Below are 25,676 nucleotides of genomic sequence, written 5' to 3' on the forward strand. Positions count from 1 at the left end.
GCCTCGGCGGGTCCTCCCTCGGCAGCGGATGCCGCGCGCACTAGCATGTGACCATGGCTCAGCACACCGGCGTCAGCCGCCTCCTGCTCATCGGCACCGTGTTCGCCTCCGCGCTCGTGCTCACGGGGTGCGCGCCGGGGTCCGGTCCCGTCACGGACTACCCCGGACTGCCGGTCGTCAACGAGGAGCTCGACCCCGGCGTGCCCATCGAGGAGCCCACGGGCGACGAGCCGTTCGTGCAGTACCTCGGCGACGGAGGCCGCCTGGCCGTGACCATCTGGGGCTCGTCGACGTGCCCGGTCGTGGGCAAGGACCTCGTCGTCACCGCGAAGGCCCACGAGGGCAACGCCGTGGAGGTCGTGCTGCCCGAACCCGACAACGGCCCCTGCACCATGGACTTCGTTCCCCACACCACCGAGTTCTCGACGCCCTACGACGTCACGACCACGAAGCCGCTCGAGGTCACGATCGGCGACGCGGTGGTCACGGTGCCCATCAAGTAGCCTCGCCGCGCGTCAGGGCGCCTCGCCGACCGAGAGGTCGACGAAGAGCTCGCTCGCGACCAGCTCGAGGTCGGCGCGCACGTCGGCGGGGTCCACCCCGGGCGGGACCCGCACGAGGATGTGCGCCTCGAACAGCTGCCCGCCCGCCATCGGCGCGTCGCGCCGCTCGGTGGTGATCGACTCGATGCTGAGGCCGTGCCGTGCGAGCGCCGACGAGACGTCGCGCACGATCCCGGGATGATCGCTGCCGATGAGGTCGAGCCGCAGGTGCGGCCACGCCGCCGACGCGGAGGTCTCGTCACTGCCGGGGTGGGCGCTCACCTCCATGAGTCCCTCGAGCCCGTCGAGCGCCTCGCGAAGCGACGCGGCGTGCTCCGCGGGAACGGTCACGACGACGATCCCCGCGAACTGGCCGGCGAGCTCGGCCATCTGGCTCTGCTCCCAGTTGCCGCCGTGTGCGGCGACGACGTCGGCGAGCGCCTCGACGAGTCCGGCGCGGTCGTCGCCGATGACGGTGAGCACGAGTCTGGGCATGCGTGCATCCAACCACGGACCCTCGGCCGCGGTCGAGTGCCGCGGCATCCGCTCGGACCGCCGCGACGCATGACCGCGACGGTCGGCGCACAACCGATGCGCCCACGGCGAACACGCGCCCACCGCCCGGGTGCGGTCGTTACCGTTGATGTATCGACGCCCCTGCCCAAGGGGTCGTGAGGAGTTGAGGATGTTCGAGAGATTCACCGACCGAGCCCGTCGTGTCGTCGTCCTGGCCCAAGAAGAGGCCAAGATGCTGAACCACAACTACATCGGCACCGAGCACATCCTGCTCGGTCTCATCCACGAAGGTGAGGGCGTCGCCGCCAAGGCGCTCGAGTCGCTCGGCATCTCGCTCGACGCGGTGCGCGAGCAGGTGCAGGACATCATCGGGCAGGGCCAGCAGCAGCCGACCGGGCACATCCCGTTCACGCCGCGCGCCAAGAAGGTGCTCGAGCTGAGCCTGCGCGAGGCGCTGCAGCTCGGCCACAACTACATCGGCACCGAGCACATCCTGCTCGGCCTCATCCGCGAGGGCGAGGGCGTCGCCGCCCAGGTGCTCGTGAAGCTGGGCGCCGACCTCAACCGCGTGCGCCAGCAGGTCATCCAGCTGCTCTCGGGCTACCAGGGCAAGGAGCAGGTGCAGGTCGGCGGCGCGAACGAGCAGCAGGCGCCGCAGGGCGGCTCGCAGATCCTCGACCAGTTCGGCCGCAACCTCACGCAGGCCGCGCGCGAGTCGAAGCTCGACCCCGTGATCGGCCGTGAGAAGGAGATCGAGCGGGTCATGCAGATCCTCTCGCGTCGCTCCAAGAACAACCCCGTGCTGATCGGCGAGCCCGGCGTCGGCAAGACCGCCGTCGTCGAGGGCCTCGCACAGGCGATCGTCAAGGGCGAGGTGCCCGAGACGCTGAAGGACAAGCAGCTGTACTCGCTCGACCTCGGCTCGCTCATCGCGGGTTCCCGCTACCGCGGCGACTTCGAGGAGCGCCTGAAGAAGGTCACGAAGGAGATCCGCACCCGCGGCGACATCATCGTCTTCATCGACGAGATCCACACCCTCGTGGGTGCGGGCGCCGCAGAGGGCGCGATCGACGCGGCGTCGATCCTCAAGCCGTTGCTCGCCCGCGGTGAGCTGCAGACCATCGGCGCGACCACGCTCGACGAGTACCGCAAGCACTTCGAGAAGGATGCCGCGCTCGAGCGTCGCTTCCAGCCGATCCAGGTCGCCGAGCCGAGCCTGCCCCACACGATCAACATCCTCAAGGGGCTGCGCGACCGCTACGAGGCGCACCACAAGGTCTCGATCACCGACGGCGCGATCGTCGCTGCCGCCAACCTCGCCGACCGCTACATCAGCGACCGGTTCCTGCCCGACAAGGCGATCGACCTGATCGACGAGGCCGGCGCCCGCCTGCGTCTCTCGATCCTCTCGTCGCCGCCCGAGCTGCGCGAGTTCGACGAGAAGATCGCCGTCGTGCGTGCTGCGAAGGAGACCGCGATCGAGGAGCAGGACTTCGAGAAGGCCGCGTCGCTGCGCGACGAGGAGAAGAACCTGCTCGGCGAGCGCCTCCGCCTCGAGAAGCAGTGGAAGTCGGGCGACGTCAAGACCACCGCGGTCGTCGACGAGGGCCTGATCGCCGAGGTGCTCGCGCAGGCCACCGGCATCCCCGTCTTCAAGCTCACGGAAGAGGAGTCGAGCCGGCTCGTCTTCATGGAGAAGGCGCTGCACGAGCGCGTCATCGGCCAGGAGGAGGCGATCTCCGCCCTGTCGAAGACGATCCGCCGCACCCGCGCCGGACTCAAGGACCCGAAGCGCCCCTCGGGCTCGTTCATCTTCGCCGGCCCCACGGGCGTCGGAAAGACCGAGCTCGCCAAGGCGCTCGCGGAGTTCCTCTTCGACGACGAGGCGGCGATGATCTCGCTCGACATGTCGGAGTACGGCGAGAAGCACACGGTGTCGCGCCTGTTCGGCGCCCCTCCCGGCTTCGTCGGCTTCGAGGAGGGCGGCCAGCTCACCGAGAAGGTGCGCCGCAAGCCGTTCAGCGTCGTGCTCTTCGACGAGATCGAGAAGGCCCACCCCGACATCTTCAACTCGCTCCTCCAGATCCTGGAGGAGGGCCGCCTCACCGACGGCCAGGGTCGCGTCGTGGACTTCAAGAACACCGTGATCATCATGACCACCAACCTCGGCACGAAGGACATCTCGGGCGGGCCCGTGGGCTTCCAGCTCGAGGGCGACCCGCGCACGGGTTACGACCTCATGCGCGCGAAGGTGAACGAGGAGCTGAAGAAGCACTTCAAGCCCGAGTTCCTGAACCGCGTCGATGAGATCATCGTGTTCCCGCAGCTCAGCAAGGAGGAGCTGCTGCAGATCGTCGACCTCTTCATCAAGCGCCTGAGCGACCGCATGCTCGACCGCGACATGACGGTCGAGCTGACGGTCCCGGCCAAGGAGCGGCTCATCGAGGTCGGGTTCGACCCGGCGCTCGGCGCCCGCCCGCTGCGCCGCGCGGTGCAGCACGAGGTGGAGGACCGCCTGTCGGAGAAGATCCTGCACGGCGAGCTCAACTCGGGCGACCACGTGCACGTCGACTTCAAGGACGGCGAGTTCGTGTTCACCACGACCCAGCGGGCCCTGCCCGTGGGCGTCGGCGTCAACACGGGTGCGGCGATCGGCACCGGTCCGGCTACGCCCGACCTCGCGGCCGGGTAGTCGCTCGACACGATCGAACCGGCGGGGCGGATGCTGCGGCATCCGCCCCGTCGTCGTGCGTGCCGTCGTCGGTGCGAGCGTCGGTCGGCGGCATCCGTCGGCAATAGCATTGGCGGGTGACCGACTACACGGTGCGCCGCGCGCGCACGAGCGATGTGCCGAAGATCGTCGCGCTCGTGGAGCCGCTCGTCGCCCGACGCATCCTGCTCGGCAAGGAGCGGGTCGACCTCTACGGGTCGGTGCAGGAGTTCCGCATCGCCGAGTCGGCCGACGGCGAGGTCATCGGATGCGGCGCGCTGCACGTGATGTGGGAGGACCTCGGCGAGGTGCGCACGCTCGCGGTCGACGACGCATGGCTCGGACACGGGGTCGGACACGCGCTGCTCGACGCCCTCGAGCACGATGCACGCGAGCTCGGGCTGTCGCGTCTGTTCTGCCTCACCTTCGAGGTCGACTTCTTCGGCCGGCACGGCTTCGAGGACATGGGGTCCGAGACGGTCGACCCGTCGCTCTACGCCGAGCTCGTGCGCTCGCACGACGAGGGCGTCGCGGAGTTCCTCGACCTCGCTCGCGTCAAGCAGAACACCCTCGGCAACACGCGCATGCTCAAGCGGCTCTGAACGCTCCAGGGGCCGCCTCGCCGCCGTTCCGGTCCCCGCGGTCTCGGCCTCCGCTCCGTTCCTGAGCGCTGCCTGCGGGGCGTGGGGCGCGCCGAGCGGATGCCGCCCGCCGGGCGGGCGCGGCCGTACCCTGTGAGCATGTCGACGAACCCCACCCCGACAGGCCGTCTGTCGCCGCAGGTGTACCGCCGTCGGCGGCTCGTCGTGCTGCTCGGACTCATCGCCGTCATCGTGGCGATCGTGCTCATCATCGTGCGCCCGGGCTCCAGTCAGGGCGACGAGCCCGAGCCGTCGGCGCCCGCGACGACGACCGCGACGCCCGAGACGGCGCCGCCAACGGCGATCCCGACGGAGCCCACCGCGGCCGACGGCGACGCCTGCACCGACAAGCAGGTCTCGGTCGAGGCGATCACCGACAAGACCGAGTACGCAGTGGGCGAGCAGCCGCAGCTCTCGGTCACCATCATGAACACGGGCAAGAACGTGTGCGTGCTCAACGCGGGCACGAAGGCGCAGGTGTTCACGATCACGAGCGGCGACGACGTCTACTGGAGGTCGACGGACTGCCAGGTCGACCCCATCGACGCGGAGGTGTCCCTCACGCCGGGCACCCCGATCAGTTCGACCGTGCCGATCATCTGGGACCGCACCCGCTCGAGCCCCGACACGTGCCAGGGCGGTCGTGAGGCTGCGCCGGCGGGCGGTGCGTCGTACCATCTCGCGGTCTCGGTCGACGGGTTCGAATCGGCCACGACGAAGCAGTTCCTGCTGTACTGACGCATCGGGGGCGCTGCCGACCGGGCGACGTCGAGGATTTGCGCCGGCACCGTGGGGTCTACGAGAACGCCGGCGTCTTCGTCGACTCCCCGGACCCTCACGATCCGGCTGCGTGATCAGCGTAGGTCACGAACAGGTCACGGAGGCTGTGAGTTCGCCCCTGAAAAGGGGGGACACAGGTCGTGTCGTGTCGGTCGCCACGCGGCGGCGAGGTGGCCGCGGCATCGCCGGCGGGCGTGGGCGGCCCGCGGCATCCGCTGGGTAGGCTGGTGGGATGGCTGGCAAGGCGCGCAAGAAGGGCGGCGAGCCCGTCGAGTTCCGGTCGCAGGCGCTCGCGGAGGCGCTCGAACGACAGGACATGGCGGCGGTGGCGCTCGCGCTCCGCAACGGCAACACGGTCGTGCCGCTCATCAAGCCGGGGCCGCGTGACAAGCCGCTCGACGGTGGCGAGGTGTGGACCTACCGGGATCCCCAGACCGGCGAAGTCGCGCTGCTCCTGTTCAGCGACGCCGCGAACAAGCCGGCGAACCTGCCGCCCGCCGTCGGCCTGCAGAGCCCCGCGTGGCTGCGCACGTTCCTCAAGCGCTACGAGTCCACGATCACGACGGTGTTCCTCGACATCGCGGGGCCGCACCCGATGCAGGCGCCGCCCGGCGAGCTGCTGCGGGTGCTGGAGGCGTAGGGCGGGGCACGGGTTTCGAGACCCGCCCGGAGGGCGCTCCTCGAGCCGCACGAGGGACTAGAACGCGGCGTCGAGTTCGCGCTCGCGCGCGCCGGCGGACTCGAGCATGGCGCGGTCGACGGCGGCACGTACGCTGCCCGCCTCGACGTCGAGGATCGTGGTGTAGCCCAGTCGCCGGGCCTCGGCGCCGCGCTGCTTCGCCGCCGCGACGGGACGCACCTCGCCGGCGAGGCTGATCTCGCCGAACGCGGCGAGGTCGTGCGGCACCGCCCGGTCGCGCATGGCGGAGGCGATCGCCACGGCGATCGCGAGGTCGGCTCCCGGCTCGATGAGCCGCACCCCGCCCACCGTGGAGACGTAGACGTCGTGCTCGCCGAGTTGCCGCAGGCCGGCGCGGCGCTCGAGCACCGCGATGATCATGGCCACGCGCGACGTGTCGACGCCATTGACGACGCGGCGCGGTTGCGGCGCCTTCGTGGCGACGACGAGCGCCTGCACCTCGACGGGCAGGGCACGTCGCCCCTCGAGTGCGACGGTGACGCACGTGCCGCTCACGGCGGTGCGCGAGCGGCTGAGGAAGAGGCCCGAGGGGTCGGGCACCTCGGCGATGCCCTCGCCCGTCATCTCGAAGCAGCCCACCTCGTCGGTGGGCCCGAACCGGTTCTTGAGCGCGCGCACGAAGCGGAGCGCGGTCTGGCGGTCGCCCTCGAACTGGCACACGACGTCGACGAGGTGCTCGAGCAGGCGCGGCCCCGCGATCGAGCCGTCTTTCGTGACGTGCCCGACGAGCAGCACGGGCAGCTGCCGGTCTTTCGCGACGCGGATGAGGGTGGAGGCGACCTCGCGCACCTGGCTCGGCTGGCCCGGCAGGCCGTCGGAGAGCGAACTCGACACCGTCTGCACCGAGTCGACGATGAGCAGTTCGGGACGCACCTGGTCGACCTGCCCGAGGATCGTGGCGAGGTCGGTCTCGGCGGCGAGGTAGAGCTCGTCGTGCAGCGCGTCGGTGCGCCCGGCACGGAGGCGCACCTGGGCGGTGGACTCCTCGGCGCTCACGTAGAGCACCCGCCGGCCCGTGGCCGCCACGCGTGCCGCGACCTCGAGGAGCAGCGTGGACTTGCCGACGCCGGGTTCGCCCGAGAGCAGGATCGCGGCGCCCGCGACGATGCCCCCGCCGAGCACGCGATCGAACTCGCCGATGCCGGTGGGGCGGTGCGCGGCATCCTCGGTCTCGACCTCGCCGATGGGCCGGGCGGCGCGCGTGGCGCTCGGGGCGACCGCCTGCAGGGTGCGCACGATGCCGGTCTGCTCGGCGACGTCGACGACGGTGCCCCACTGCTGGCACTCGGCGCAGCGGCCGGCCCACTTCGCGGTGCTCCAGCCGCATTCCGTGCATCGGAAGGTGGAGGTGGGGCGGGCCATGTCACCGACACTAGCCGTGGCCTCGGACATCCGATCGTCCCACTGCGGCGTGGCCCTCGGGCGTACGCTGTGCGCATGCGCACGGACGTCGACGTCCTCGTCATCGGGGCCGGCCAAGCCGGCCTCTCCGTCAGCCACGGGCTCACCGATCGCGGTGTCGATCACGTGGTCCTCGAGCAGCATCGCGCGGGCTCCGCGTGGGGATCGCGGTGGGACAGCTTCCGGCTGGTGACGCCGAACCACACGATCCGCCTCCCGGGCGGTGAGTATCGCGGCGCGGACCCCGACGGCTTCCTGCCGCGCGACGAGATCGTCGCGCACCTCCGCGGCTACTCTGCATCCTTCGGCGCACCCGTCGTCGAGGGGGTCCAGGTGGAGTCGCTCCGCACCGACGACGGTGGCTTCGTGATGCAGACGTCCGGCGGCCACGTGCGCGCCCGCCGCGTGGTCGTGTGCACGGGGGCGTACCAGCGCGAGCACCGCCCGGCATCCGTCGCCGACCTCGAGATCGTGCTGCCCGTCGTGGGCATGACGCGGTACCGGTCGCCCGACGGGCTTCCCGAGGGCCGGGTGCTCGTGATCGGCAGCGGCCAGTCGGGGTGCCAGATCGCCGAGGAGCTCGTGCGCGCCGGGCGCGAGGTCGTGCTCGCCGCGAGCAGGGCGCCCGCCATGCCACGCCGCGCCGGCGGGCGCGACGGCGTCGACTGGCTCCTCGACTCGGGCTTCTTCGAGCAGACGCTCGCCGACATGCCGTCGCCCGCAGTGCGGCTCGTCTCGAACGCGCTCGCGACGGGCGCCGGCGGCGGCCACGACCTCAACCTCCGCACGCTCGCGGCGCAGGGCGTGCAGCTCATCGGGCACGTGCTCGGCAGCGACGGGGTGCGCATCGTGGCCGCCGACGACCTCGCCGAGTCCGTGGCGGTCGGCGACCAGGCCTTCGCCGACATCTGCGGCATGATCCGCCGCCTCTCGGCCGAGCAGGGGCTGCCCGAACCCGACCTCCCCGAGCCGCCGACGGCGGGGCTCACGGCGGCGGCGGCACCGCGGCTGGACGACCTCGGCGTCATCGTCGTCGCGTGCGGCTTCCGCCCCGCCTACGGCTGGATCCGCATTCCCGATGTGCTCGACGACATGGGCTTCCCCGTGCAGCACGATGGCGCGAGCACGCGCGCCGCGGGCCTCTTCTTCGTGGGCGTGCCGTGGATGCGCACGCGCAAGTCGCCCCTGCTGATGGGCGTCGGCGAGGATGCGGACGTGGTCGTGCGGCAGCTCGCCGGTCAGGCCGGCTGACCGCCACCGGCAGCGGGGACCTCGGCACGCGCGTCGGCCTGCGCCGAGGACTCGACCGCGGTGTGCGGCGTCGCGCCGGTGGGCGGCGTCGCCGAGGCATCCGGTGTCTCATCGACGGGCGCCGGCGCCGTGGCATCCGCCGGGAATCGCGCCACGAGATCGGCGACGAGCGACGGCCGGAAGGCCTGCGCCCAGACCCGGTAGCCGTGGTCGTTGGGGTGGAAGAAGTCGATCGCGAACTGCGAGACGATCGCCCGCACCCCCTGCACGCGGGTCACGGTGTGCAGGGGCACCACCGCGAGGCCGTGCTCGTCGGCGACGGCGCGCACGATGCGGTTCGCGTGCAGCACCTTGCGTTCGTTGTGCGGGAAGTGGAAGTACGGCAGGTTGGCCACGAGCGCGTGCGAGGGGAGGGCCGCGAACAGCTCCCGGATGCCGCGCTCGAACGCCTCGGGGTCCCAGTGGCGGATGTTGTTCGCGCCGATCGCCACCGTCACCACGTCGGGCCGGTACTTCACGAACTTCGGCAGCTGGTCGCGCACTGCGAGCTCGACCGTCGCGCCGGACACGCTCAGGTTGACGACGCGCACGCTGCGACCCGTGACGTCGCGGATGTCGCGGGCGAGCACGCCCACGTAGCTGTGGTCGGGGCGGCTCGCGCCGATGCCCTGCGCGGCGCTGTCGCCCATCGCCACGTAGAGCACCTCGCCCGGCTGCCGGGCGTGATCGCGCCACCACTTCGAGTGCACGGGGAGCGTCTCGTTGACGATCGCGGCGTTCGTGGCGAGCCGCGCGCGCAGCCGTCGATACCCGGCTCTGGCGGCGAGCACGATGCCGCCGATGACGCCGCCCACGACGGCGAGCGAGATGAGGGCGGATGCGGCGCCCGGACGTTCTTCAGCCATCGTCCGACGCTATGGCAGGGTGCTGGGAACTGTCTCGGGCTTGACCCGGCCGGCGGCATCGGCTCGTTTTGGATGATTCCGGGCCGTCGTCTAAGATCGATCCCGGTACCGTGTCCGAGCGGCCGAAGGTGCAACTCTCGAAAAGTTGTGTGGGTGAAAGCCCACCGTGGGTTCAAATCCCACCGGTACCGCCACGTGAACGCCCCGGATCCCAGCAATTGCAGGGATCCGGGGCGTTCGTCGTTCGCCGCCGACGGCGTGGGCGCGGCCGCGTCACCAGCCCCCGCGCGTCGGCGTGTGGCCCTCCCGGGCGTCGTCGGGCATCGTCATCTCGGCCCGCAGGCCCAGTAACCGGATGGGCCGATCGGGCTCGATCCGGCCGACGAGGTCGAGCACGCGGGCCACCACGACCTCGCGATCGGCGGTCTCGGGGATCTTCTTCGTGAAGACCTTGGTGGTGAACGGCGCGTAGCGCACCTTCAGCGTCAGCCCGATGACCGGGCGGCCCTCGGCCTCGACGTCGTCGAGCACGTGGCCGGCGAGCTCGCGCGCCGCCGCCTCGACCTGCGCGGGTTCCGTGAGGTCCTGCTGGTAGGTCGTCTCGCGACTGTGGCCGCGAGCCACCCAGGGCGTGTCATCGACGACGCGCGAGCCCTCGCCGCGGCCGAGCAGGAGGTACCACGGGCCCATCCGCGGGCCGAACTCGGCTGCCAGCACGTCGAGGTCGGCCGCGGCCAGTTCGGCGACCGTGCTGATGCCGAGCGCGGCCAGGCGGCGCGAGATCTTCGTGCCGACGCCCCACAGCTCGATGGTCGGCCGGTCGCCCATGACGTCGAGCCAGTTGTCGGCCGTCAGCCGGAACACGCCGCGCGGCTTGCCGAACCCCGTCGCCACCTTGGCGCGCACGAGCGTGTCGCCGATGCCGACGCTGCAGTGCAGCCGGGTTCGGTCGAGCACGGCCTGCTGGATGTCGCGGGCAGAGGCCTCGGTGTCGTCGGTCTGCACGCCGACGAACGCCTCGTCCCAGCCGAGCACCTGCACGGTCGCACCGGGCTGCGCCCGCAGGGTGGCCATGACCTCCTCGGAGGCGGCCGTGTAGGCCGCGGCATCCACCGGCAGGAACACCGCATCGGGCGCCTTGCGCGCGGCGATGCGCAGCGGCATGCCCGAGCCGACGCCGAACTCCCGCGCCTCGTACGACGCGGTCGAGACCACCGCCCGCTCGGTCGGGTCGCCCCGTCCGCCCACGATCACGGGCCTGCCCGCGAGCTCCGGATGCCGCAGCACCTCGACGGCCGCGACGAACTGGTCGAGGTCGACGTGCAGCACCCAGGCGTGCAGGCTCACGCGACCAGTCTGCCCCCCACGGGCGACGTCAGCTGGATGCCGACCCGTCGAAGGTCGCCGTGAGCGCCCCGTCGAGGTCGGCGATGAGGTCGTCGGGATCCTCGAGCCCGACGGAGAAGCGCAGGTGCCCCCATCGCCGGAACTCGTCGGGGTAGCGGGCGACGCGCGGCCCCTCGGTGCCGACGTGCACGATGAGCGACTCGTCGTGCCCGAGCGAGACGGCCGACGTGACGACGCGGAGGTTCGCGACGAAGCGGTTCTGCACCTCGGGCCCGCCGTCGACGGCGAAGGCGAGCATCGCGCCGAACCCGCGGCCGCCGAACTGGCGCGCGGCGAGTTCGTGCTGCGGGTGGGCGGCCAGTCCCGGGTAGGCGACGTAGGCGATGCGCGGATCCGCGGCGAGGAACTCGGCGACGCGCGACGCCGACTCGAGGTGACGGGGGAGCCGGAGGGGGAGCGTCACGGAGCCCCGCGTGATGAGCCACGCGTTGAAGGGCGCGATGACGCCGCCCACGTCGACCATCGCGTCGGACTTGATCGGCTGGATGAGCTCGCGCGAGCCGATGACCGCGCCGCCCATCGCGTCCCCGTGGCCGTTGATGTACTTGGTGAGCGAGTGCACGACGAGATCGGCGCCGTCGGCGAGCGGGCGGTACAGCGGCGGCGGGGTGAACGTCGAGTCGACCGAGAGCAGGGCGCCCGCGGCGTGGGCCACCCCGGCGACGGCGGCGATGTCGGTCACCTTCGTCGTGGGGTTCGCGATCGCCTCGACGTGGACGAGCTTCGTGTTCCCGCGGATCGCCTCCGCGACCGCGGCCACGTCGCTCGTGTCCACGAACGTCGCCTCGATCCCGTACTTCTGCGGGAGGAGCTCGGCGAAGAGCCGCCACGTCGCCTCGTAGGTGACGTCGCCGACCACCACGTGATCGCCCGTTCGCAGGTGCGTGAAGAACACGGCGTGCAGCGCCGCGACGCCCGAGGCGAGCACGACCGCGTCCTCGCCGCCGTCGAGCGCGGCGAGCCGCTCCTGCAGCGCCAGCTGGTTGACGCCCGAGTTGCGCGTGTAGAGCGGCACGTCCGTGCCCGACCAACTCACCCCCGACGGATCCTCCGGGAGGGCGTACGAGTTGGCCATCACGATCGGCGTGCGGATCGCGCCGGACCCCGTATCGATCCGGTTGCCGGCGTGCACCGCCTGGGTGTGGAACTTGAGCGATGCCGGGTCGTGCTTGTCGGGTCGGGCCATCGATCCAGCCTAGGAGCCCGGGCCGGACTGCGGCCGCTCTGTGACGCCGGATGCCGCGGCGCGCGGGCCCGCGGCCGAACCGTGCCTGGGGGCGCGGCCCCCGCGGGGTCAGCGCGGTTCCTGCGCCTGCGGCGGCACCACGATCGTGGGGCACCACGCGTTCGTCACGAGCGCGTGGCTCACGGAGCCGAGGAACAGGCGCCGCACCGCGCTGACGCGGCGGGACCCGACGACGACCACGCTGCGCTCCTTGGCTCGCCGCAGCAGCGCGCCGACCGTTCCGCCCGACTCGAGGTGGCTCTCCACGTCGAGATCCGGGAACTCCTCGATCACCGGGGCGATGATGCGGTCGAGGATCTCCTGGTCGGTCGCCACGTCGTGCGTGCGCACCCCCACGTGCACGGCGTGCAGCGCCTCGCCCCGCTCCGTGGCGAGCTGGGCGGCGAAGCGGCACACCGCCGCGGCCCCGGCGCTCTCGTCGACGGCGACCATGACGCCCGAGCGGGATCGGTCGTCGCCCACCGGGATGACGGCCACGGGACCGTCGGCCATGCCCGAGACGCGCGCCCCCATGCGTGCGCTGTACCAGTACTCGTCGGTGCGGCCGTTCTCGCCGCCCACGACGACGAGCGTGTCCTCGCCCGCCTGCGCGGCGAGCACCTCGCCCGGTTCGCCGTGGAGCACCTCGGACTCGACCTGCAGGTCGGGGTGCTCGTCGCGCAGGCTCCCTGCGAGGTCGGCGAGCTCCGATGTGGCCGTGTCGGTCCAGTCGGCCCGCTCGTCGGCGTCGACCGCCAGGGCGTCGTCGACGATCCGCACGACGCGCAGCACGCGCGGGCCAGCCGGCTGCCTCAGTGCCCGATCGACCGCCCACGCGATCGCGTTCTCAGCAGTGAAGCTGGCGTCCCATCCCACCACGGTCGTCCCGTACATGGCTCCTCCTCCGTCTGGTTCGAGGCTCCTCCGGCCCGGCGGTGGCGCACGGGGTCGAAGGTCCTCCGCGGGCGGGTACGCGAGGGGCCGCGGCCGAGGCCGCTCGGCCGCTGTTCAGTTGGGGGCGGATGCCGCTGCGCCGGACCCCGCGGCACCGGCACCCGCGTCGGCGGCCTCGTCGGCGCCCTCGCGGGCGCGTCCGCTGCCGAGCGAGATCGTCGCGAGCAGGCCGACCCCGAGGAAGCCCGCTGCGGCCAGCGCCGCCCACCGGGTCGCGTCGCTGAACGACTGCTTCGCGGCATCCGCCACCTCGGGCGACTGCGCCTCGATCGCGGGGATCGCGGTGCCCGCGCTGTCGACGACCGTGTCGACGACCTGCTCGCGCGCCGCGGCGTCGGGGATGGTCGACTCGAGGCTCGCGTCGAGGTCGGCGGCGAGGGACGTGAAGAGGATCGTGCCGAGGATCGCGATGCCGAGCGCCGAGCCCACCTGACGGGCCGTCGACTGCGTGCCCGAGGCCTGGCCGCTCGCCGTGATGGGCACGTCGGCGAGCACGACGCCCGTGAGCTGCGCGGTCGCGAGGCCCACCCCGAAGCCGTACACGAACAGGCCGATGACGATCTGCCACCAGGGGGTGTCGACCGCGATCACGAGCGCCACGATGACGATGCCCACGATCTCGGCCAGGATGCCGCCCCGCACGACCCACACGGCCGCGACGCGCCCCGACAGCGACCCGGCGAGGCCGCTCGCGGCGAACGACCCGATCGCGAGCGCGAGCAGCACGAAGCCGGTCTGCAGGGCGTCGTAGCCGAGCACGTTCTGCAGCCACAGGGGCAGCGAGAGGATGAGGCCGAACTCGCCGAGCGATACGACCAGCGCCGCGATGTTGCCGTTGCGGAACGACGGGATGCGGAACAGCGAGAACGCGATCATGGTGCTGCGCCCCTGCTTCTGCCGGTGCAGCCCCCACGCGACGAACAGGATGCCGCCGACGATCGCGGTGAGGAACGCGAACGGGATCGGCGACACGTCGAGCGGCCACTCCCAGTCGCCGATCATGAGCGGCGGGTTCGCCACCTCCCACCAGCCGAGCGTGCGCCCCTCGATGAGGCCGTAGACGAGCGAGGCGCTCGTGACGACGGAGAGGACGGCCCCGACGAGGTCGACCCGCGACGGGTGCTCCGACCGCGATTCGGCCACGTAGAGGAGCGCGCCGATGATGACGAGGATGCCGAGGGGCACGTTGATGCCGAACGCCCACCGCCACGAGTACGCGGTCGTGAGCCAACCGCCGAGGAGCGGGCCGACGGCCGCCATGCCGCCGATCGTGGACCCCCACACCGCGAAGGCGATGCCGCGCTCGCGGCCGTGGAAGTTGGCGTTCACGAGCGAGAGCGTCGAGGGCAGGATCATGGCGCCGCCGACGCCCTGCACGACGCGGGCGGCGATGAGCGCCTCCCCGCTCGGGGCGAGGGCGGCGAACACGCTCGCGAGGCCGAAGATGACCGTGCCGATGATGAGCATGCGTCGCCGCCCGAAGCGGTCGGCGAGGGTGCCGAACACGAGCAGCAGGGCGGCGAAGACGAGCGTGTAGCTCTCCTGCACCCACTGCACCTGGGTCGAGGTGAGGCCGAGGTCGTCGACGATCGAGGGCACCGCGACGTTCACGATGGTCGAGTCGACGATGATGAGGGCCACGGCGACGCTGATGACGACGAGCCCGACCCATCGGGTGCGCGGAGAGGTCATGGACGGGACGCTAACACCCGAGGCGGTTGCCCGGCGTCAACCATTCGATGCAAAAGCCTGCGCCGGTCGGGGTCGGTGGGACGCATCCGGTGCCCCGCGCCATCGCGCGGTGCCGTGCCCGGGATCCGTCCGTCATTAGCGCGTTCGGCGGCTCGCGCGCAACCTCTTGCACTCAGGTGGCTCACAGGAGCACACTCACGTTAACAACTGAAGGAGTACCCGCATGAGTTTCCTCGCATTCCTCATTCTCGGCCTCATCGCCGGGGCGATCGCCAAGCTCATCCTCCCCGGCAAGCAGGGTGGCGGATGGCTCATCACCCTCCTGCTCGGCGTCGTCGGCGCCCTGCTCGGCGGGTGGCTCGGCAGCGTGCTCTTCGGAGTACCGCTCACGGAGTTCTGGTCGCTCAGCACGTGGCTGCTCGCCATCGGCGGCTCCATCATCGTGCTGCTGATCTACGGGCTCATCGTGAACCGCAGGAAGACCGCCTGACCCATCGGTCGATCACGACCCGGAGGGCCCGCCGACATCGCGTCGGCGGGCCCTCCGGCGCGTCAGCCGTCGGCGAGCTCCACGAAGCGGCGCAGCATCCGCCGCGGTTCGGTCACGGATGCCGCAGCGAGCCGCTCGCTGACCTGGCGCAGCTCGCGCGCGGGGAAGTAGCCGTGGTTGCGGTACACCTGCGCGCGGGCGACGAAGTCCGCGGTGGTGACCTCGGGGTGGAACTGCGTCGCGTACACGTTGCGTCCGACCCGGTAGACCTGCACGGGGCACGCGGGCGAGGACGCGAGCAGCACCGCGTCGCCGGGCAGTCGCGTCGTGGCCTCCTTGTGGCCGACCAGTGCCGCGAATCGCTCGGGAAGCACCCCGACGAGCGGGTCGTCGACGCCCTCCGCGGTGAGCGAGATCTCGACCGCCGACGCGTCCTCCCCGAACTCGGGGCCCACATCGCCGCCGAGCACCCGGGTGAGCACGCCGATGCCATAGCAGGTGAACAGCAGCCGGTGGTCGGCCTCGAGCGCGCGCTCGGCGAGCCGCGCCAGGTCGGCTTCGACGCGCCGCTGCACCGGGTGCTTGCCGACGTCGGGGGTGGTCACGTTGAAGGGGCTCCCGCCCACGACGATGCCCGCGAACCGCTCCGGCGCGAGGTCGCCGAGCGGATCGACGTCGAGGCGCTGGTGCTCCAGCCGGTGGGCGTCGAGGCCCATGGCGCGGCGCACCGACTCGTACTCGGGGCCCACCGCCTCGACCTCGGGCCGCACGGAGAGGAAGAGGAACGGCTTCATCGGCCCCGCCCGCCCCGCCCGTGCGACTTCCGCCCTCCGCGCGGTGCCTGCTTCGCGCCGCGGCCGCCGCCCTTGCCGCCGCCGCTCTTCCTGGTGCCGCCGCTCTTCTCGGTGCCGGCTCGCTTGCCGCCGCCCGTGGGCGCGGTGCCCTTCGCCTGCGCCGGGCGCCTGGAAGGCGCGGATTTCGCGGCCTCCGCGTCGTCCGCGGCGTCGCCGCGCGAGCTGCGGGCCGTGCGTCCGCGCACGACGCCCACGAACTCCTGGATGTCGGCGTCGTCGCGCTCGACGCGCCACACGAGCGCGATGCGCGTGTGCGCCGCATCCGTCACCGGGATCGCCACGACGTCGCGGCGGTGGTGCAGCCGCGCGACGCCGTGCGGCAGGAGCGCCAGGCCCGTGCCCGCGGCGACGAGTTCGACGGTCATCGCGGCGTCGGGCTGCTCGGGCGCACGCGGCTCGCCCTCGAGGTCGGCGAGCTCGAGCGAGTCGGCCTCGGCGAGCGGATGCTCCTTGGGGAGCACGGCGACCGCGACCTCCTCCCACAGGGGGATGGCGTGCAGGCCCTCGGCGTCGATCGGCAGGCGCACGAACGCGACATCCGCCTCGCCCGCGCGCAGCGACGTCAGCTGCTCGGCCTGCTCGACCCGGGTGGCCTCGAGCGGCAGGTCGGGGCGCCGGCCGGCCCACGCGCGCAGCCACTTCGCCGGGCTCACCCCGGCGACGTAGTCGAGCCGCAGCGCCACCGATGCCCCCGTCCGTCGCCGTCGCCGCGTCTGCGGCACCCTACAGGCTAGCGTCGGCGCAGCCGATCGGTGGGCGGATGACGCGCGACGCACTACCGTGGGAGGGTGAACGAGTCCAAGCCCCGCGCGTCCCAGTCGATGAAGCCCGAGACGGCGGCGAAGAAGCTCGGCATCCTGCTCAGCGCAGCCCCCGCGGAGTTCCAGGAGGGCGTCGTCACGCGCGACGAGCTCGCCGCGCTGCAGGCCGATCCGCCCGAGTGGCTGCAGACGCTGCGCCGCGAGGGTCCGCACCCCAAGCCCGTGGTGGCCGCGAAGCTCGGCGTCTCGAACTCCGGCCTCACCCGATCGGGCATCGTCGACCCCATGACGACCGCCGAGATCAAGGCGCTGCTCGAGGCGCCGCCGGCGTGGCTCGTCGAGGAGCGGGCGACGCAGGCCGCCGTGCGTGCCGAGAAGATCCGGGTCGCCGAGCGCGACCGGGAGCGTGCCGCGAAGCGGGGAGCGGGCGGCGGGGGCGGCGGCGCCGGGGTCTGATCCGGCTGGCGCGACGAGGTCTCGATACGCGACGGCTTCGCGCGTCGCTACTCGAGCGGCGGTGCCGGGTAGCGGGCGCGCAGGAACGCCGTGACGTCGGCGAGCTCGCGCTCGGAGACCGAGTGGCCGAGGCCCTCGTAGATGCGCGCGTCGAGGTCCGCGTGCGTCGGCAGCCACGCCTGCGTGCGGGCGACGGATGCCGCGGGCACGACCTCGTCGTCGGTGCCGCGACCCCAGAACACGGGCGGCGCGAGCTGCGACATCCGCTCGTCGCCCTCGCGCTCGCCGGGGAGCACGAAGCCGGCGAGGCTCACCGCGAACGCGAACCGGCCCGGCGAGCGCCGAAGGAGCTCGATCGCCATGGCGGCACCCTGCGAGAACCCCAGCAGGCCCACGGATGCCGCGTCGGGCGCGACCCGGTCGAGCCACTCGAGGATCGCGGTGACGGCCGCGTCGGCGCCCTCCATCGCGGGCTCCTCGCCCTGCACGACGAGCGGGAACCACGCGTGCCCGTAGCCGGTGTCGACCGGTGCGCGCAACGACGCGATCGCGGGCTCGAGCGGCAGGTAGGGCGCGAGTCCGAAGAGGTCGCCCTCGTGCGAGTTGTAGCCGTGCAGGAGCACCAGGAGCGGGCGCCCGGCCCGGTCGGACGGCGAGGCCGACCAGAGCACCGCCTCGTCGTCGATACGCATCCCGGAATCGTACCCCGCCGCGCGGGGGCGTCCGTGGGGCAGAATCGAGGCATGAGCGTACGCACCCCCGACCCGGACTGGACTCCCGGCGACGAGCCCGGCGCCACCCCGCCGGCCAACCCGGGCTGGCTGAGCGACCTCGAACTCGCCCAGATCCGCGGCCGGCTGCCGCTGCTCTACGTGGAGGCGATCCCGGTGCGTGTCGACGGGCTCGGGCAGGTCACCGAGGTCGGCGTGCTGCTGCGCGCCAACGCGGTCGGCGAGATGACCCGCACCCTCGTGTCGGGGCGCGTCATGTACGGCGAGACGCTGCGCGACGCGCTCTTCCGCCACCTCGAGAAGGACCTCGGGCCGATGGCGTTCCCGCTGCTGCCCGCGAGCCCCGTGCCGGCTGCGGTCGCCGAGTACTTCCCGATGCCCGGCATCTCGCCGTTCCACGACGAGCGCCAGCACGCCGTGTCGCTCGTGTACGTGGTGCCCGTGACGGGCACGTGCGAGCCGCGACAGGACGCCCTCGAGGTCACCTGGATGACGCCCGCCGAGGCGGCGAGCGAGGCCGTCGGAGCCGAGATGGAGGGCGGCCGCGGCGCGCTCATGCGGCAGGCGCTCGCCTCGGTCGGCGCGCTGCGCTGAACCGCCGTCCTGAACCGCCGCGGTGACCCGCTGCGCTATCCCGCCGCGCCGAGCCCGAGCGTCGTGAGGAACAGGCGCGCGACGCGTTCGGCATCGACGTCGAGCGCGACCTCGACCCGCGCCCAGTCGCCCGTCAGTCCGTGCATCGTGTCCTCGCCCGACGTGCGCCGCCGGTCGACGAGCGTCTGGCCGCGCCCGTGGCCAGTGAGCTCGACGTGCACCGGCCGCACTTCGGTGCGCAGCGCGAGCGGGTCGACGATCGAGCACACCGCGCCCGCGTCGCCGATGAGGCCGGTGTACTCGGCCGTGCGGTCCTCCGAGAGCGCGACGCGGTGGCCGAGGAGCGCGCCGACGACGCGGCCGAGCGGGTCGGCGCCGTGCTCGAGCGCACGGGCGGTGTCGTGGTCGATCGCCACGCGGTTGAACACGTCGAGGCCGTACATGTAGGCCGGCACGCCGGAGTCGAGCACGATCGCCGCGGCCTCCGGGTCGTGCCACACGTTGAACTCGGCGACCGCGGTGGCATTGCCGACGCTCGCCGATCCGCCCATGAAGACGATGCGCTCGATGCGCTCGGCGACCTCGGGGTGGGTGCGCAGCAGCAGCGCGAGGTTCGTCTGCGGCGCGAGTGCGACGAGGGTGACCGGCCCGTCGTGCGCGAGGATGCGCTGCCGCATGAGCTCGACGGCGCTCACCGGCTCGGGCCGCCGCCGAGTGGGGGGCAGCGCCACGCCGCCGAGGCCGCTCGCGCCGTGCACGTGCGACGCCGACCGTGCGGGCGCGAGCAGCGGGCGCGCCGCTCCCGCCGCGACCGGGATCTCGGGGGCATCGGCCGCATCCAGCACGCGCAGCGTGTTGTCGACGACCCGCTCGAGCGGCGCGTTGCCCGCGACGCAGGAGATGGCGAGCACGTCGATCCCCGGATGCCGCACCGCGAAGAGGATCGCGAGGGCGTCGTCCACCCCGGTGTCGACGTCGAGGATCACGGGAACGGTCATCGGATCACGGTAGCGTGCGATCCGCCCGCCCGTGGGCGCGGGCCACCGGGCTCAGCGCACCATCCGGATCTCGTGGATCGTCTCGCCGAGGAACGGCTCGTCGTGGGCGGCGCCGTCGGCGGTGAACCCGTTGCGCTCGTAGAAGTGCACGGCGCGCTGGTTGGCCGGGGGCACCCAGAGGTAGACGGAGGCCTCGCCGACGGCCGCGTCGAAGAGCTTCTGCCCGATGCCGTGGCCGTGGTGCGAGTCGAGCAGGTGGATGAAGTACAGCTCGCGCTCACGCGGGGCGTCGTCGTCGCGCGCAGGACCGGCGCCGGCGAACCCGACGATCTCGCCGTCGACCAGCGCGGCGACGTGCGTGTAGTCGTCGCCCTGGCCGAGCCAGTGCGTCCACAGCTCGGCGATGCGCCGCGGGGAGAGGTTCTCGAGCGTCGCAGCGCTCACGATGGTGTCGTAGTCCTCATGCCAGCACTTCGCGTGCACGCGCCCCAATGCCTCGGCATCGGAGTCGCGGACGGGACGGATGACGACTTCGGCAACGACCTCGGTGCTCATGCCGGAAGACTAACCCCGGCCCCAGCGTGTCGCGAAATCGAGGGCACGGCTCAGTGCCAGCACTCAGGCGAGGCTCAGGGTGCAGCCCGGCGCAGAGCAGGGAGAACCCGGTGCCGCGTCGCATCGTGCCCCCATACGTTCGGAGGCATGTCTTCGAACACCATCACGATCACCGCTGCCGTCGGCGCGACGGCACTCGCACTCGGCCTCGCCGGCTGCGTTCCCACCGCCTCCGGCGCGACCCCCGTCGGCTTCGACGGCGTGCAGTCGGCCACCATCCAGCTCGAGGCCGTCGGCACCTTCGTCTCGCCCGAGGAGGGCGGCTACGAGGCCGCCGGGCGCGGCTCCGGCTTCATCATCACGCCCGACGGCCTCGCCGTCACGAACAACCACGTGGTCACCGGCGCCGGCACGCTCAAGGTGTGGCGCGGCGGCGACGCCTCGACGGAGCTGAGCGCCAAGGTGCTCGGGTCGTCGGAGTGCCTCGACCTCGCGGTCGTGCAGCTCGAGGGCGGCGGCTACCCCTTCATGGACTGGCGGAAGGGCGACATCGACACCGCGCTCGACGTCTACGCCGCGGGCTTCCCGCTCGGCGACCCGACGTTCACCGAGACCAAGGGCATCGTGTCGAAGGCGAACACCAACGGCGAGACGCCGTGGGCGTCGATCGACGGCGTGATCGAGCACGACGCGCGCATCCGCGGCGGCAACTCGGGCGGCCCGCTCGTCGACTCGACGGGCGCGCTCGTGGGCGTGAACTACGCCGGCAACGACGAGCTCGACTACAACTTCGCCATCCACCGCGACGCCGTGCTCGACGTGATCAGCGACCTCGTCGATGGCAAGGACGTGCTGAGCCTCGGCATCAACGGCGAGGCGCTCGTGGGCGAGGACGGCACCGGGCTCGGCATCTGGGTGAACTCGGTGAAGTCGGGTTCCACGGCCGACGAGGCGGGCGTCGAGCCCGGCGACCTGCTCACCCGCATGGAGGGCGTGAGCCTCGGCGCGAACGGCACCATGACCGAGTACTGCGACGTGCTGCGCACGCACGGCCAGGACGCGACCCTCGCGGTCGAGCTCTACCGCCCGTCGGAGGACGCGTACTACCGCGGCCAGTTCAACGGCGACACCCTCACGGCCGTTCCGGTGGTCGACGGCGGCGGAACCGGCACGGCGACGACGGGCGACTACGTGACGATCAACGACGACTCGGGCGCGATCAGCCTCGAGGTGCCGGCCGAGTGGTCGGATGTCGACGGCGCGGCCGTGACCGACGGCTCGGGCACCACGTGGGAGTCCGTCTCGGCCTCGCCCGACCTCGCGGGCTACCAGGGATCGTGGTCGACGCCGGGCGCGACGGTGTACGCGTCGCAGTCGGCGGCCGGCATGTCCCCGGACGACGCGGCGAACCTGCTCACCGAGGGCCTCGCCGAGCAGGGCTGCGTGTCGACCGGCCGCGAGCCGTACGACGACGGCATGCACACGGGCGTGTGGGAGATCTTCACCGGATGCGGCGGCGAGGCCACCTACGTGGTCGTCGGCGCCACCGACTACGCGGGCACCTACACGGTGATCGTGGGGGCCCAGGCCATCGGCGATGCGGACTTCGACGCCGTCGACCGCGTGCTCGGCAGCTTCTACGCCGCCTACTGATCCGCTCCCGTTCGTCGAGTAGCGCGTCGCGCAGCGGCACGCGTGTCGAGACGCCCGCTACGGCGTCTCGATACGCGTCGTCCCGCGGCCGGCGCTACTCGACGGGCGATGACGAGTGACTAGCCCTGCGCGCGGCGGTTCCCACGGGTGCTGCGCGAGGGCGACACGAGGCTGCCGACCCGCAGGGGCTGCTTCGCGGCACTCGAGCGAGCGGATGACCCGCGCTGCGCGCCGGTCGTCTGCGCGCCGCGGCCCTGTCCGCCGCCCTGCTTCGGGGCATTGGACTTCGCCTCGGCGGGGCGACCGGAACGGTCGCGACGCGGAGCGGCGGCGACATCCGACTGGCCGCGACGGCCCTGGCCCTGGCCGCGCGACTCGCCCGAGCGGCCGGTGCCGCCCTGCTGTCCGTCGCGGGCCGCACGCTTGCGCTGGGCGTTGGCGCCCTGCGAGCGGCCGCCGCCCTGCACCTGCTGCTCGCGCGGCACGGGCTTCACGTAAGGTGCCACCTCGCCGACGAGCTTCGCGACGGCGGGGGACTCGGCGGTCACCTGCTGCGGCGTGACGCGGATGTCGGCCTTGCGGAGGAGCGTCTTCAGGTCCTGCTTCTGCGCGGGCAGGCAGATCGTGACGACGTCGCCCTCGCTGCCGGCACGGGCGGTGCGGCCCGAGCGGTGCAGGTACGCCTTGTGCTCCATGGGCGGGTCGACGTGGATGACGAGCTCGACGTTGTCGACGTGCACGCCGCGCGCCGCGACATCCGTGGCCACGAGCACCCTGACCGAGCCGTCACCGAACGCGGCGAGGTTGCGGTCGCGCTGCGGCTGCGACAGGTTGCCGTGCAGGTCGACCGAGGGGATGCCCTGCTCGGTGAGCTTCTTCGCGAGCTTCTTCGCGTGGTGCTTGGTGCGCATGAAGAGGATGCGGCGGCCGGTGCCGGACGCGAGGGTGCGCACGAGCTCGTTCTTGGTGTCGACGTCCTCGGTCTCGAAGACGTGGTGGGTCATCGCGGCGACGGGCGAGTTCGCCTCGTCGACCGAGTGCCGCACCTCGTTCTGCAGGTAGCGCTTCACGAGCTTGTCCACGCCGTTGTCGAGCGTCGCGGAGAACAGCATGCGCTGGCCGCCCTGCGGGGTCTTGTCCATGATGCGCGTGACGACGGGCAGGAAGCCGAGGTCGGCCATGTGGTCGGCCTCGTCGAGCACGGTGATCTCGATCGCGTCGAGGTGCAGGTAGCCCTGCTTCATGAGGTCCTCGAGGCGGCCGGGGGTGGCCACGACGATGTCGACGCCGGCGCGGAGCGCGGCGACCTGGCGGGTCTGGTTGATGCCGCCGAAGATCGTGGTGACCGTGAGGCCGTACGCCTTCGCGAACGGCTCGAAGGTCTGCATGATCTGGGTGGCGAGCTCGCGGGTGGGGGCGAGCACGAGGCCGAGCGGGCGGCCCGGGCGGCGGTTGCCGCCGGAGAGCTTGCCGCCGAGGCGGGCGACCATGGGCAGCGCGAACGCGATGGTCTTGCCCGAGCCGGTCTTGCCGCGGCCGAGCACGTCGCGTCCGGCGAGCGTGTCGGGCAGCGTGTCGACCTGGATCGGGAACGCGGTGGTCTTGCCGTCGGCCGCGAGCACGGCGACGAGGGGAGCGGGCACGCCGAGCGCGCCGAAGGTGATGTCAGTCACAGATGTCCGTTCAGGGATCCATCCGGGCGGCAGGCAGGCGCGTGGCGCTGCCCTGGAGGCCCGGCGATGGGGAATTGGCGAAGACGCCGGTCGGCGAATCCGTTCGCCGTATGAGAGTCAACGGGCTCGAGGCCCGGAAGCGTTTCTACGACGCAGGCGGCGCGATCATCGCGGCCGCCATGGTCGAGTGTAGCGGATGCTGCGGGGCGAACCCTGAATGCGGGCGCTGCCACTGCGTCAGCGCGGCATCCGCTCGCCGACGGGGATCTCCTCGCGGAGGGTGTTCCCGGGCTGGGCGAGCGGGCACGACCACGACTCGTCGTAGGCGCACGAGGGGTTGTAGGCGAAGTTGAAGTCCACGATGAGCGAGTCGTCGTCGGCTCCCGGGCCGAGGTCGGCGCCCTTTACGGTGTCGAGCAGGTAGCGCCCGCCGCCGTAGGTGCCGCCGGGAGCGCCGGCGAGCTTGTCCTTGACGGGCAGGAACAGGCCGCCGCCGTAGGTCGTGAGCCGCCAGACGTCGAGGTCGCCGAGGTAGGGCAGGTGCACGGTCCCGACGAGCGAGAAGGGGATCGGGCCGTCGGTCGCGCTGTCGACGACGATGCGCACGGGCTCCTCGGCGCGGTGCACCTCGAGCTCGAACCGCCAGTCGGGGTCGTAGCGCGAGACCGTGAGCCCCGTGAACCGCGACCGGTCGTCGGGCAGCAGCGGCGACTGCGGATGCCCCGCGAAGAGCTCGTCGCGTCCGGACTTCCAGAGCTCGTGGCCCGCGGCGGGATCGTGGGCACTCAGCTGGCGCACCCCGGCGTAGAGGCCGAACACGCGCCGCCGCCAGTCCGCGAGCTGCAGGGCGCCGATCGAGAGGCTCATTCCGTCAGCGTAGCCGTCGGCATCCGCCGATCCGCGGGACCAACGGACCAGTGCCCGGCGTGTCCGGAGCGGGCCCGGGGGCGGCCCCGGGATCGATGCGGCGTCAGCTCGCGGCGCGCGCCGCGGCATCCGCAGTGCCCGGCGGGTCGAACGCCCACCCCGGGGCGAGCTGCCGCAGGCGGATGCCGCGCCACTGCCAGAACGCCCACGTCGGGTACCACAGCGCCACGTCGAGTGCGCCCGCGGTCGCGCGCAGCCGGTCGCGGTAGAGCGTGCGCCCGTCGGGGAGCGGGGAGACCGCCATGCGGTGGTCCCAGTTGCCGAAGGCGGCGAACGGACCCGTGAGCGCGCCGCCGCCGTCGCGCAGCATCCGCACCCCGGGCGGCAGGCCTCCCGGATACGAGACGTCGATGATCTCCTCGCCCGCGGGCACCGAGCCGAAGGCGAGCGTGCGCAGGCGGTGCGGTCCCTCGGGCCAGGTCGCGGGGAAGCCGCCGGGTTCGAGCGACGAGAAGTCGAGCCAGGGCGCGACCACCTCGCGCAGCACGGCGGGGCTGCGCAGGGCGCGCCACGCGGCATCCACGTCGCAGTCGAGGGTGAGCTTGAGGAGCACGCGCATGCAGCGAGGCTAGGTTGCGCCGGATGCCGCTGCAACGCGCCCCGACGGATTCACAGGCCGGGCCGGGCGGGCGCGCCGCCGGGCGTCCTAGACTCGCGCACATGACCGGCGGACTCGACCTCCTCCCGTCGCTCGTCGTCTTCGGATCGGCCGCGGTGCTCGTCGCCGCCGGCGTCGTCGGGTTCCGCCGGCTCGGCGTGCGGCGCGAGCGGCTCGATGCGACGGCGGCCCGCGAGCTCGAGACCCGGGCGAAGGTGCGGCTCGTGCGCGCCGACGACGCCGTTCGCGACGCGCAGAGGGAGGTGCGGTTCGTCGAGGCGCAGTTCGGCGCCGAGGCGGCACGCGAGCTCGGCGGCGCCGTCGAACGCGCAGCGGGATGGCTGCGCGAGGCGTTCGTGCTGCAGCAACGGCTCGACGACGCCGAGGCGCACACCGCCGCCGAACGACGCACGTGGAGCGCGCGCATCGAGGGACTCTGCGACTCCATCGAGGGCGTGCTCGGCGCCGCGGCCGCCGACCTCTCCGCTCGCCGGGCCGCGGAGCGCGGTGCCGTCGATGACGCACCCGCCCTGCGCGATCGGGCGGCCGCGCTCGCGCGCCGTCGCGCCGAGGCGGATGCCGCGCTCGCTCGCCTCGCCGACCGGTTCACGCCCGCGGCGCTCGCCGAAGCCCACCGGGGCGCCGACCGCGCCGGACGCGAG

The 25,676-nt window shown here is 72.5% G+C and carries 25 protein-coding genes, 1 tRNA gene and 1 pseudogene; 12 read left to right on the forward strand and 15 right to left on the reverse strand.

The genetic code is table 11. From position 1 onward, the window contains the following. Positions 1-53 precede the first annotated feature (53 nt). On the forward strand, positions 54-503 hold the full coding sequence (locus EDM22_RS11585; RefSeq protein WP_122937217.1) for a hypothetical protein: 450 nt from the start codon (positions 54-56) through the stop codon (positions 501-503). A gap of 12 nt (positions 504-515) precedes the next feature. On the opposite strand, the gene EDM22_RS11590 is transcribed toward EDM22_RS11585, so the two are convergent. Continuing rightward, on the reverse strand, positions 516-1,037 hold the full coding sequence (locus EDM22_RS11590) for a glycine cleavage system transcriptional repressor (protein ID WP_122937218.1): 522 nt from the start codon (positions 1,035-1,037) through the stop codon (positions 516-518). A gap of 190 nt (positions 1,038-1,227) precedes the next feature. Here EDM22_RS11590 and EDM22_RS11595 point away from each other — a divergent pair, with 190 nt between their 5' ends. From EDM22_RS11595 to EDM22_RS11610, 4 genes are all read left to right on the forward strand, one after another. Next, the gene (locus tag EDM22_RS11595; protein WP_122937219.1) at positions 1,228-3,750 is read left to right on the forward strand and encodes an ATP-dependent Clp protease ATP-binding subunit; all 2,523 of its coding nucleotides are present in this window, start codon (positions 1,228-1,230) and stop codon (positions 3,748-3,750) included. A 116-nt stretch (positions 3,751-3,866) separates the two neighbouring features. Continuing rightward, on the forward strand, positions 3,867-4,370 hold the full coding sequence (locus EDM22_RS11600; RefSeq protein WP_122937220.1) for an amino-acid N-acetyltransferase: 504 nt from the start codon (positions 3,867-3,869) through the stop codon (positions 4,368-4,370). A 138-nt stretch (positions 4,371-4,508) separates the two neighbouring features. Beyond that, positions 4,509-5,147 carry a hypothetical protein gene (locus EDM22_RS11605; RefSeq protein ID WP_122937238.1) on the forward strand — a complete coding sequence of 213 codons (639 nt, stop codon included), beginning with the start codon at positions 4,509-4,511 and terminating at the stop codon, positions 5,145-5,147. A 274-nt stretch (positions 5,148-5,421) separates the two neighbouring features. Next, the gene (locus EDM22_RS11610; protein ID WP_122937221.1) at positions 5,422-5,829 is read left to right on the forward strand and encodes a dehydrogenase; all 408 of its coding nucleotides are present in this window, start codon (positions 5,422-5,424) and stop codon (positions 5,827-5,829) included. A 57-nt stretch (positions 5,830-5,886) separates the two neighbouring features. Here the strand turns inward: EDM22_RS11610 and radA are convergent, their stop codons facing one another. Further along, positions 5,887-7,251, reverse strand: a complete 1,365-nt coding sequence (radA, locus tag EDM22_RS11615) for a DNA repair protein RadA (protein WP_122937222.1) — start codon at positions 7,249-7,251, stop codon at positions 5,887-5,889. 75 nt (positions 7,252-7,326) lie between these two features. Between radA and EDM22_RS11620 the strand changes: the two genes are divergently transcribed. Then, positions 7,327-8,541 carry a flavin-containing monooxygenase gene (locus EDM22_RS11620; RefSeq protein ID WP_138708075.1) on the forward strand — a complete coding sequence of 405 codons (1,215 nt, stop codon included), beginning with the start codon at positions 7,327-7,329 and terminating at the stop codon, positions 8,539-8,541. Here the strand turns inward: EDM22_RS11620 and EDM22_RS11625 are convergent. After that, on the reverse strand, positions 8,529-9,446 hold the full coding sequence (locus EDM22_RS11625) for an SGNH/GDSL hydrolase family protein (RefSeq protein ID WP_122937224.1): 918 nt from the start codon (positions 9,444-9,446) through the stop codon (positions 8,529-8,531). The two genes, EDM22_RS11620 and EDM22_RS11625, sit on opposite strands and share 13 nt — an antisense overlap. Positions 9,447-9,550: 104 nt before the next feature. On the opposite strand from EDM22_RS11625, the gene EDM22_RS11630 reads away from it, so the two are divergent. Beyond that, a tRNA-Ser gene (locus tag EDM22_RS11630) sits at positions 9,551-9,640 on the forward strand. A 79-nt stretch (positions 9,641-9,719) separates the two neighbouring features. On the opposite strand, the gene EDM22_RS11635 is transcribed toward EDM22_RS11630, so the two are convergent. From EDM22_RS11635 to EDM22_RS11650, 4 genes are all read right to left on the reverse strand, one after another. Further along, complete coding sequence (locus tag EDM22_RS11635) at positions 9,720-10,793, reverse strand: DNA polymerase IV (RefSeq protein WP_465251355.1); 1,074 nt, start codon at positions 10,791-10,793, stop codon at positions 9,720-9,722. 28 nt (positions 10,794-10,821) lie between these two features. After that, complete coding sequence (locus tag EDM22_RS11640; RefSeq protein ID WP_122937225.1) at positions 10,822-12,039, reverse strand: trans-sulfuration enzyme family protein; 1,218 nt, start codon at positions 12,037-12,039, stop codon at positions 10,822-10,824. Between the two features lie 108 nt (positions 12,040-12,147). Further along, a complete protein-coding gene (locus EDM22_RS11645) occupies positions 12,148-12,972 on the reverse strand; it encodes a universal stress protein (RefSeq protein ID WP_122937226.1) in 825 nt (274 codons plus the stop codon). 114 nt (positions 12,973-13,086) lie between these two features. After that, complete coding sequence (locus EDM22_RS11650) at positions 13,087-14,724, reverse strand: DHA2 family efflux MFS transporter permease subunit (RefSeq protein ID WP_122937227.1); 1,638 nt, start codon at positions 14,722-14,724, stop codon at positions 13,087-13,089. 223 nt (positions 14,725-14,947) lie between these two features. Here EDM22_RS11650 and EDM22_RS11655 point away from each other — a divergent pair, with 223 nt between their 5' ends. Continuing rightward, positions 14,948-15,214, forward strand: a complete 267-nt coding sequence (locus EDM22_RS11655; protein ID WP_122937228.1) for a GlsB/YeaQ/YmgE family stress response membrane protein — start codon at positions 14,948-14,950, stop codon at positions 15,212-15,214. 62 nt (positions 15,215-15,276) lie between these two features. Here EDM22_RS11655 and EDM22_RS11660 read toward each other — a convergent pair whose 3' ends face one another. Then, on the reverse strand, positions 15,277-16,008 hold the full coding sequence (locus tag EDM22_RS11660; protein WP_122937229.1) for a glutamine amidotransferase: 732 nt from the start codon (positions 16,006-16,008) through the stop codon (positions 15,277-15,279). Next, positions 16,005-16,751, reverse strand: coding sequence for a LysR family substrate-binding domain-containing protein (locus EDM22_RS19335; protein ID WP_170964106.1), 747 nt, complete (start codon positions 16,749-16,751; stop codon positions 16,005-16,007). Before EDM22_RS19335 ends, EDM22_RS11660 begins: the two co-directional genes overlap by 4 nt. 138 nt (positions 16,752-16,889) lie before the next feature. Between EDM22_RS19335 and EDM22_RS11675 the strand changes: the two genes are divergently transcribed. Next, entirely contained in the window at positions 16,890-17,285 is a 396-nt protein-coding gene (locus EDM22_RS11675) for a DUF5997 family protein (RefSeq protein ID WP_122937230.1), read from the forward strand. A 47-nt stretch (positions 17,286-17,332) separates the two neighbouring features. Here the strand turns inward: EDM22_RS11675 and EDM22_RS11680 are convergent, their stop codons facing one another. Then, entirely contained in the window at positions 17,333-17,977 is a 645-nt protein-coding gene (locus EDM22_RS11680) for an alpha/beta hydrolase (RefSeq protein ID WP_122937231.1), read from the reverse strand. Positions 17,978-18,028: 51 nt separating this feature from the next. Between EDM22_RS11680 and EDM22_RS11685 the strand changes: the two genes are divergently transcribed. After that, complete coding sequence (locus tag EDM22_RS11685) at positions 18,029-18,610, forward strand: NUDIX hydrolase family protein (RefSeq protein WP_122937232.1); 582 nt, start codon at positions 18,029-18,031, stop codon at positions 18,608-18,610. A gap of 35 nt (positions 18,611-18,645) precedes the next feature. On the opposite strand, the gene EDM22_RS11690 is transcribed toward EDM22_RS11685, so the two are convergent. Beyond that, complete coding sequence (locus EDM22_RS11690) at positions 18,646-19,608, reverse strand: nucleoside hydrolase (RefSeq protein ID WP_122937233.1); 963 nt, start codon at positions 19,606-19,608, stop codon at positions 18,646-18,648. Between the two features lie 51 nt (positions 19,609-19,659). Beyond that, complete coding sequence (locus tag EDM22_RS11695) at positions 19,660-20,163, reverse strand: GNAT family N-acetyltransferase (RefSeq protein ID WP_122937240.1); 504 nt, start codon at positions 20,161-20,163, stop codon at positions 19,660-19,662. 147 nt (positions 20,164-20,310) lie between these two features. On the opposite strand from EDM22_RS11695, the gene EDM22_RS11700 reads away from it, so the two are divergent. Then, positions 20,311-21,816 (forward strand): S1C family serine protease, encoded by a 1,506-nt coding sequence (locus EDM22_RS11700; RefSeq protein WP_170964107.1) that lies wholly within the window; start codon positions 20,311-20,313, stop codon positions 21,814-21,816. 119 nt (positions 21,817-21,935) lie between these two features. Here EDM22_RS11700 and EDM22_RS11705 read toward each other — a convergent pair whose 3' ends face one another. The 3 genes from EDM22_RS11705 to EDM22_RS11715 all read right to left on the reverse strand — a co-directional run bounded on the left by EDM22_RS11705 (position 21,936) and on the right by EDM22_RS11715 (position 24,975). Next, positions 21,936-23,489, reverse strand: a complete 1,554-nt coding sequence (locus EDM22_RS11705; RefSeq protein ID WP_122937235.1) for a DEAD/DEAH box helicase — start codon at positions 23,487-23,489, stop codon at positions 21,936-21,938. Between the two features lie 237 nt (positions 23,490-23,726). Further along, positions 23,727-24,356, reverse strand: a complete 630-nt coding sequence (locus EDM22_RS11710; protein ID WP_122937236.1) for a DUF1684 domain-containing protein — start codon at positions 24,354-24,356, stop codon at positions 23,727-23,729. 103 nt (positions 24,357-24,459) lie between these two features. Next, entirely contained in the window at positions 24,460-24,975 is a 516-nt protein-coding gene (locus EDM22_RS11715) for a hypothetical protein (protein ID WP_122937237.1), read from the reverse strand. Positions 24,976-25,076: 101 nt separating this feature from the next. Here EDM22_RS11715 and EDM22_RS11720 point away from each other — a divergent pair. Further along, positions 25,077-25,676, forward strand: a pseudogene (locus tag EDM22_RS11720) (hypothetical protein); the annotation flags it as partial.

Origin of the sequence: Agromyces tardus (assembly GCF_003710805.1) — a bacterium.
In the GTDB taxonomy this organism is placed as follows: Bacteria; Actinomycetota; Actinomycetes; order Actinomycetales; family Microbacteriaceae; genus Agromyces; species Agromyces tardus.

Coding starts and splice junctions, on each gene's coding strand:
- EDM22_RS11585 (WP_122937217.1), top strand. CDS start 54: ATGGCTCAGCACACCGGCGTCAGCCGCCTCCTGCTCATCGGCACCGTG.
- EDM22_RS11590 (WP_122937218.1), bottom strand. CDS start 1,037: ATGCCCAGACTCGTGCTCACCGTCATCGGCGACGACCGCGCCGGACTC.
- EDM22_RS11595 (WP_122937219.1), top strand. CDS start 1,228: ATGTTCGAGAGATTCACCGACCGAGCCCGTCGTGTCGTCGTCCTGGCC.
- EDM22_RS11605 (WP_122937238.1), top strand. CDS start 4,509: ATGTCGACGAACCCCACCCCGACAGGCCGTCTGTCGCCGCAGGTGTAC.
- EDM22_RS11610 (WP_122937221.1), top strand. CDS start 5,422: ATGGCTGGCAAGGCGCGCAAGAAGGGCGGCGAGCCCGTCGAGTTCCGG.
- radA (WP_122937222.1), bottom strand. CDS start 7,251: ATGGCCCGCCCCACCTCCACCTTCCGATGCACGGAATGCGGCTGGAGC.
- EDM22_RS11620 (WP_138708075.1), top strand. CDS start 7,327: ATGCGCACGGACGTCGACGTCCTCGTCATCGGGGCCGGCCAAGCCGGC.
- EDM22_RS11625 (WP_122937224.1), bottom strand. CDS start 9,446: ATGGCTGAAGAACGTCCGGGCGCCGCATCCGCCCTCATCTCGCTCGCC.
- EDM22_RS11640 (WP_122937225.1), bottom strand. CDS start 12,039: ATGGCCCGACCCGACAAGCACGACCCGGCATCGCTCAAGTTCCACACC.
- EDM22_RS11645 (WP_122937226.1), bottom strand. CDS start 12,972: ATGTACGGGACGACCGTGGTGGGATGGGACGCCAGCTTCACTGCTGAG.
- EDM22_RS11650 (WP_122937227.1), bottom strand. CDS start 14,724: ATGACCTCTCCGCGCACCCGATGGGTCGGGCTCGTCGTCATCAGCGTC.
- EDM22_RS11655 (WP_122937228.1), top strand. CDS start 14,948: ATGAGTTTCCTCGCATTCCTCATTCTCGGCCTCATCGCCGGGGCGATC.
- EDM22_RS11660 (WP_122937229.1), bottom strand. CDS start 16,008: ATGAAGCCGTTCCTCTTCCTCTCCGTGCGGCCCGAGGTCGAGGCGGTG.
- EDM22_RS11675 (WP_122937230.1), top strand. CDS start 16,890: ATGAAGCCCGAGACGGCGGCGAAGAAGCTCGGCATCCTGCTCAGCGCA.
- EDM22_RS11680 (WP_122937231.1), bottom strand. CDS start 17,977: ATGCGTATCGACGACGAGGCGGTGCTCTGGTCGGCCTCGCCGTCCGAC.
- EDM22_RS11685 (WP_122937232.1), top strand. CDS start 18,029: ATGAGCGTACGCACCCCCGACCCGGACTGGACTCCCGGCGACGAGCCC.
- EDM22_RS11690 (WP_122937233.1), bottom strand. CDS start 19,608: ATGACCGTTCCCGTGATCCTCGACGTCGACACCGGGGTGGACGACGCC.
- EDM22_RS11695 (WP_122937240.1), bottom strand. CDS start 20,163: ATGAGCACCGAGGTCGTTGCCGAAGTCGTCATCCGTCCCGTCCGCGAC.
- EDM22_RS11700 (WP_170964107.1), top strand. CDS start 20,311: ATGTCTTCGAACACCATCACGATCACCGCTGCCGTCGGCGCGACGGCA.
- EDM22_RS11710 (WP_122937236.1), bottom strand. CDS start 24,356: ATGAGCCTCTCGATCGGCGCCCTGCAGCTCGCGGACTGGCGGCGGCGC.
- EDM22_RS11715 (WP_122937237.1), bottom strand. CDS start 24,975: ATGCGCGTGCTCCTCAAGCTCACCCTCGACTGCGACGTGGATGCCGCG.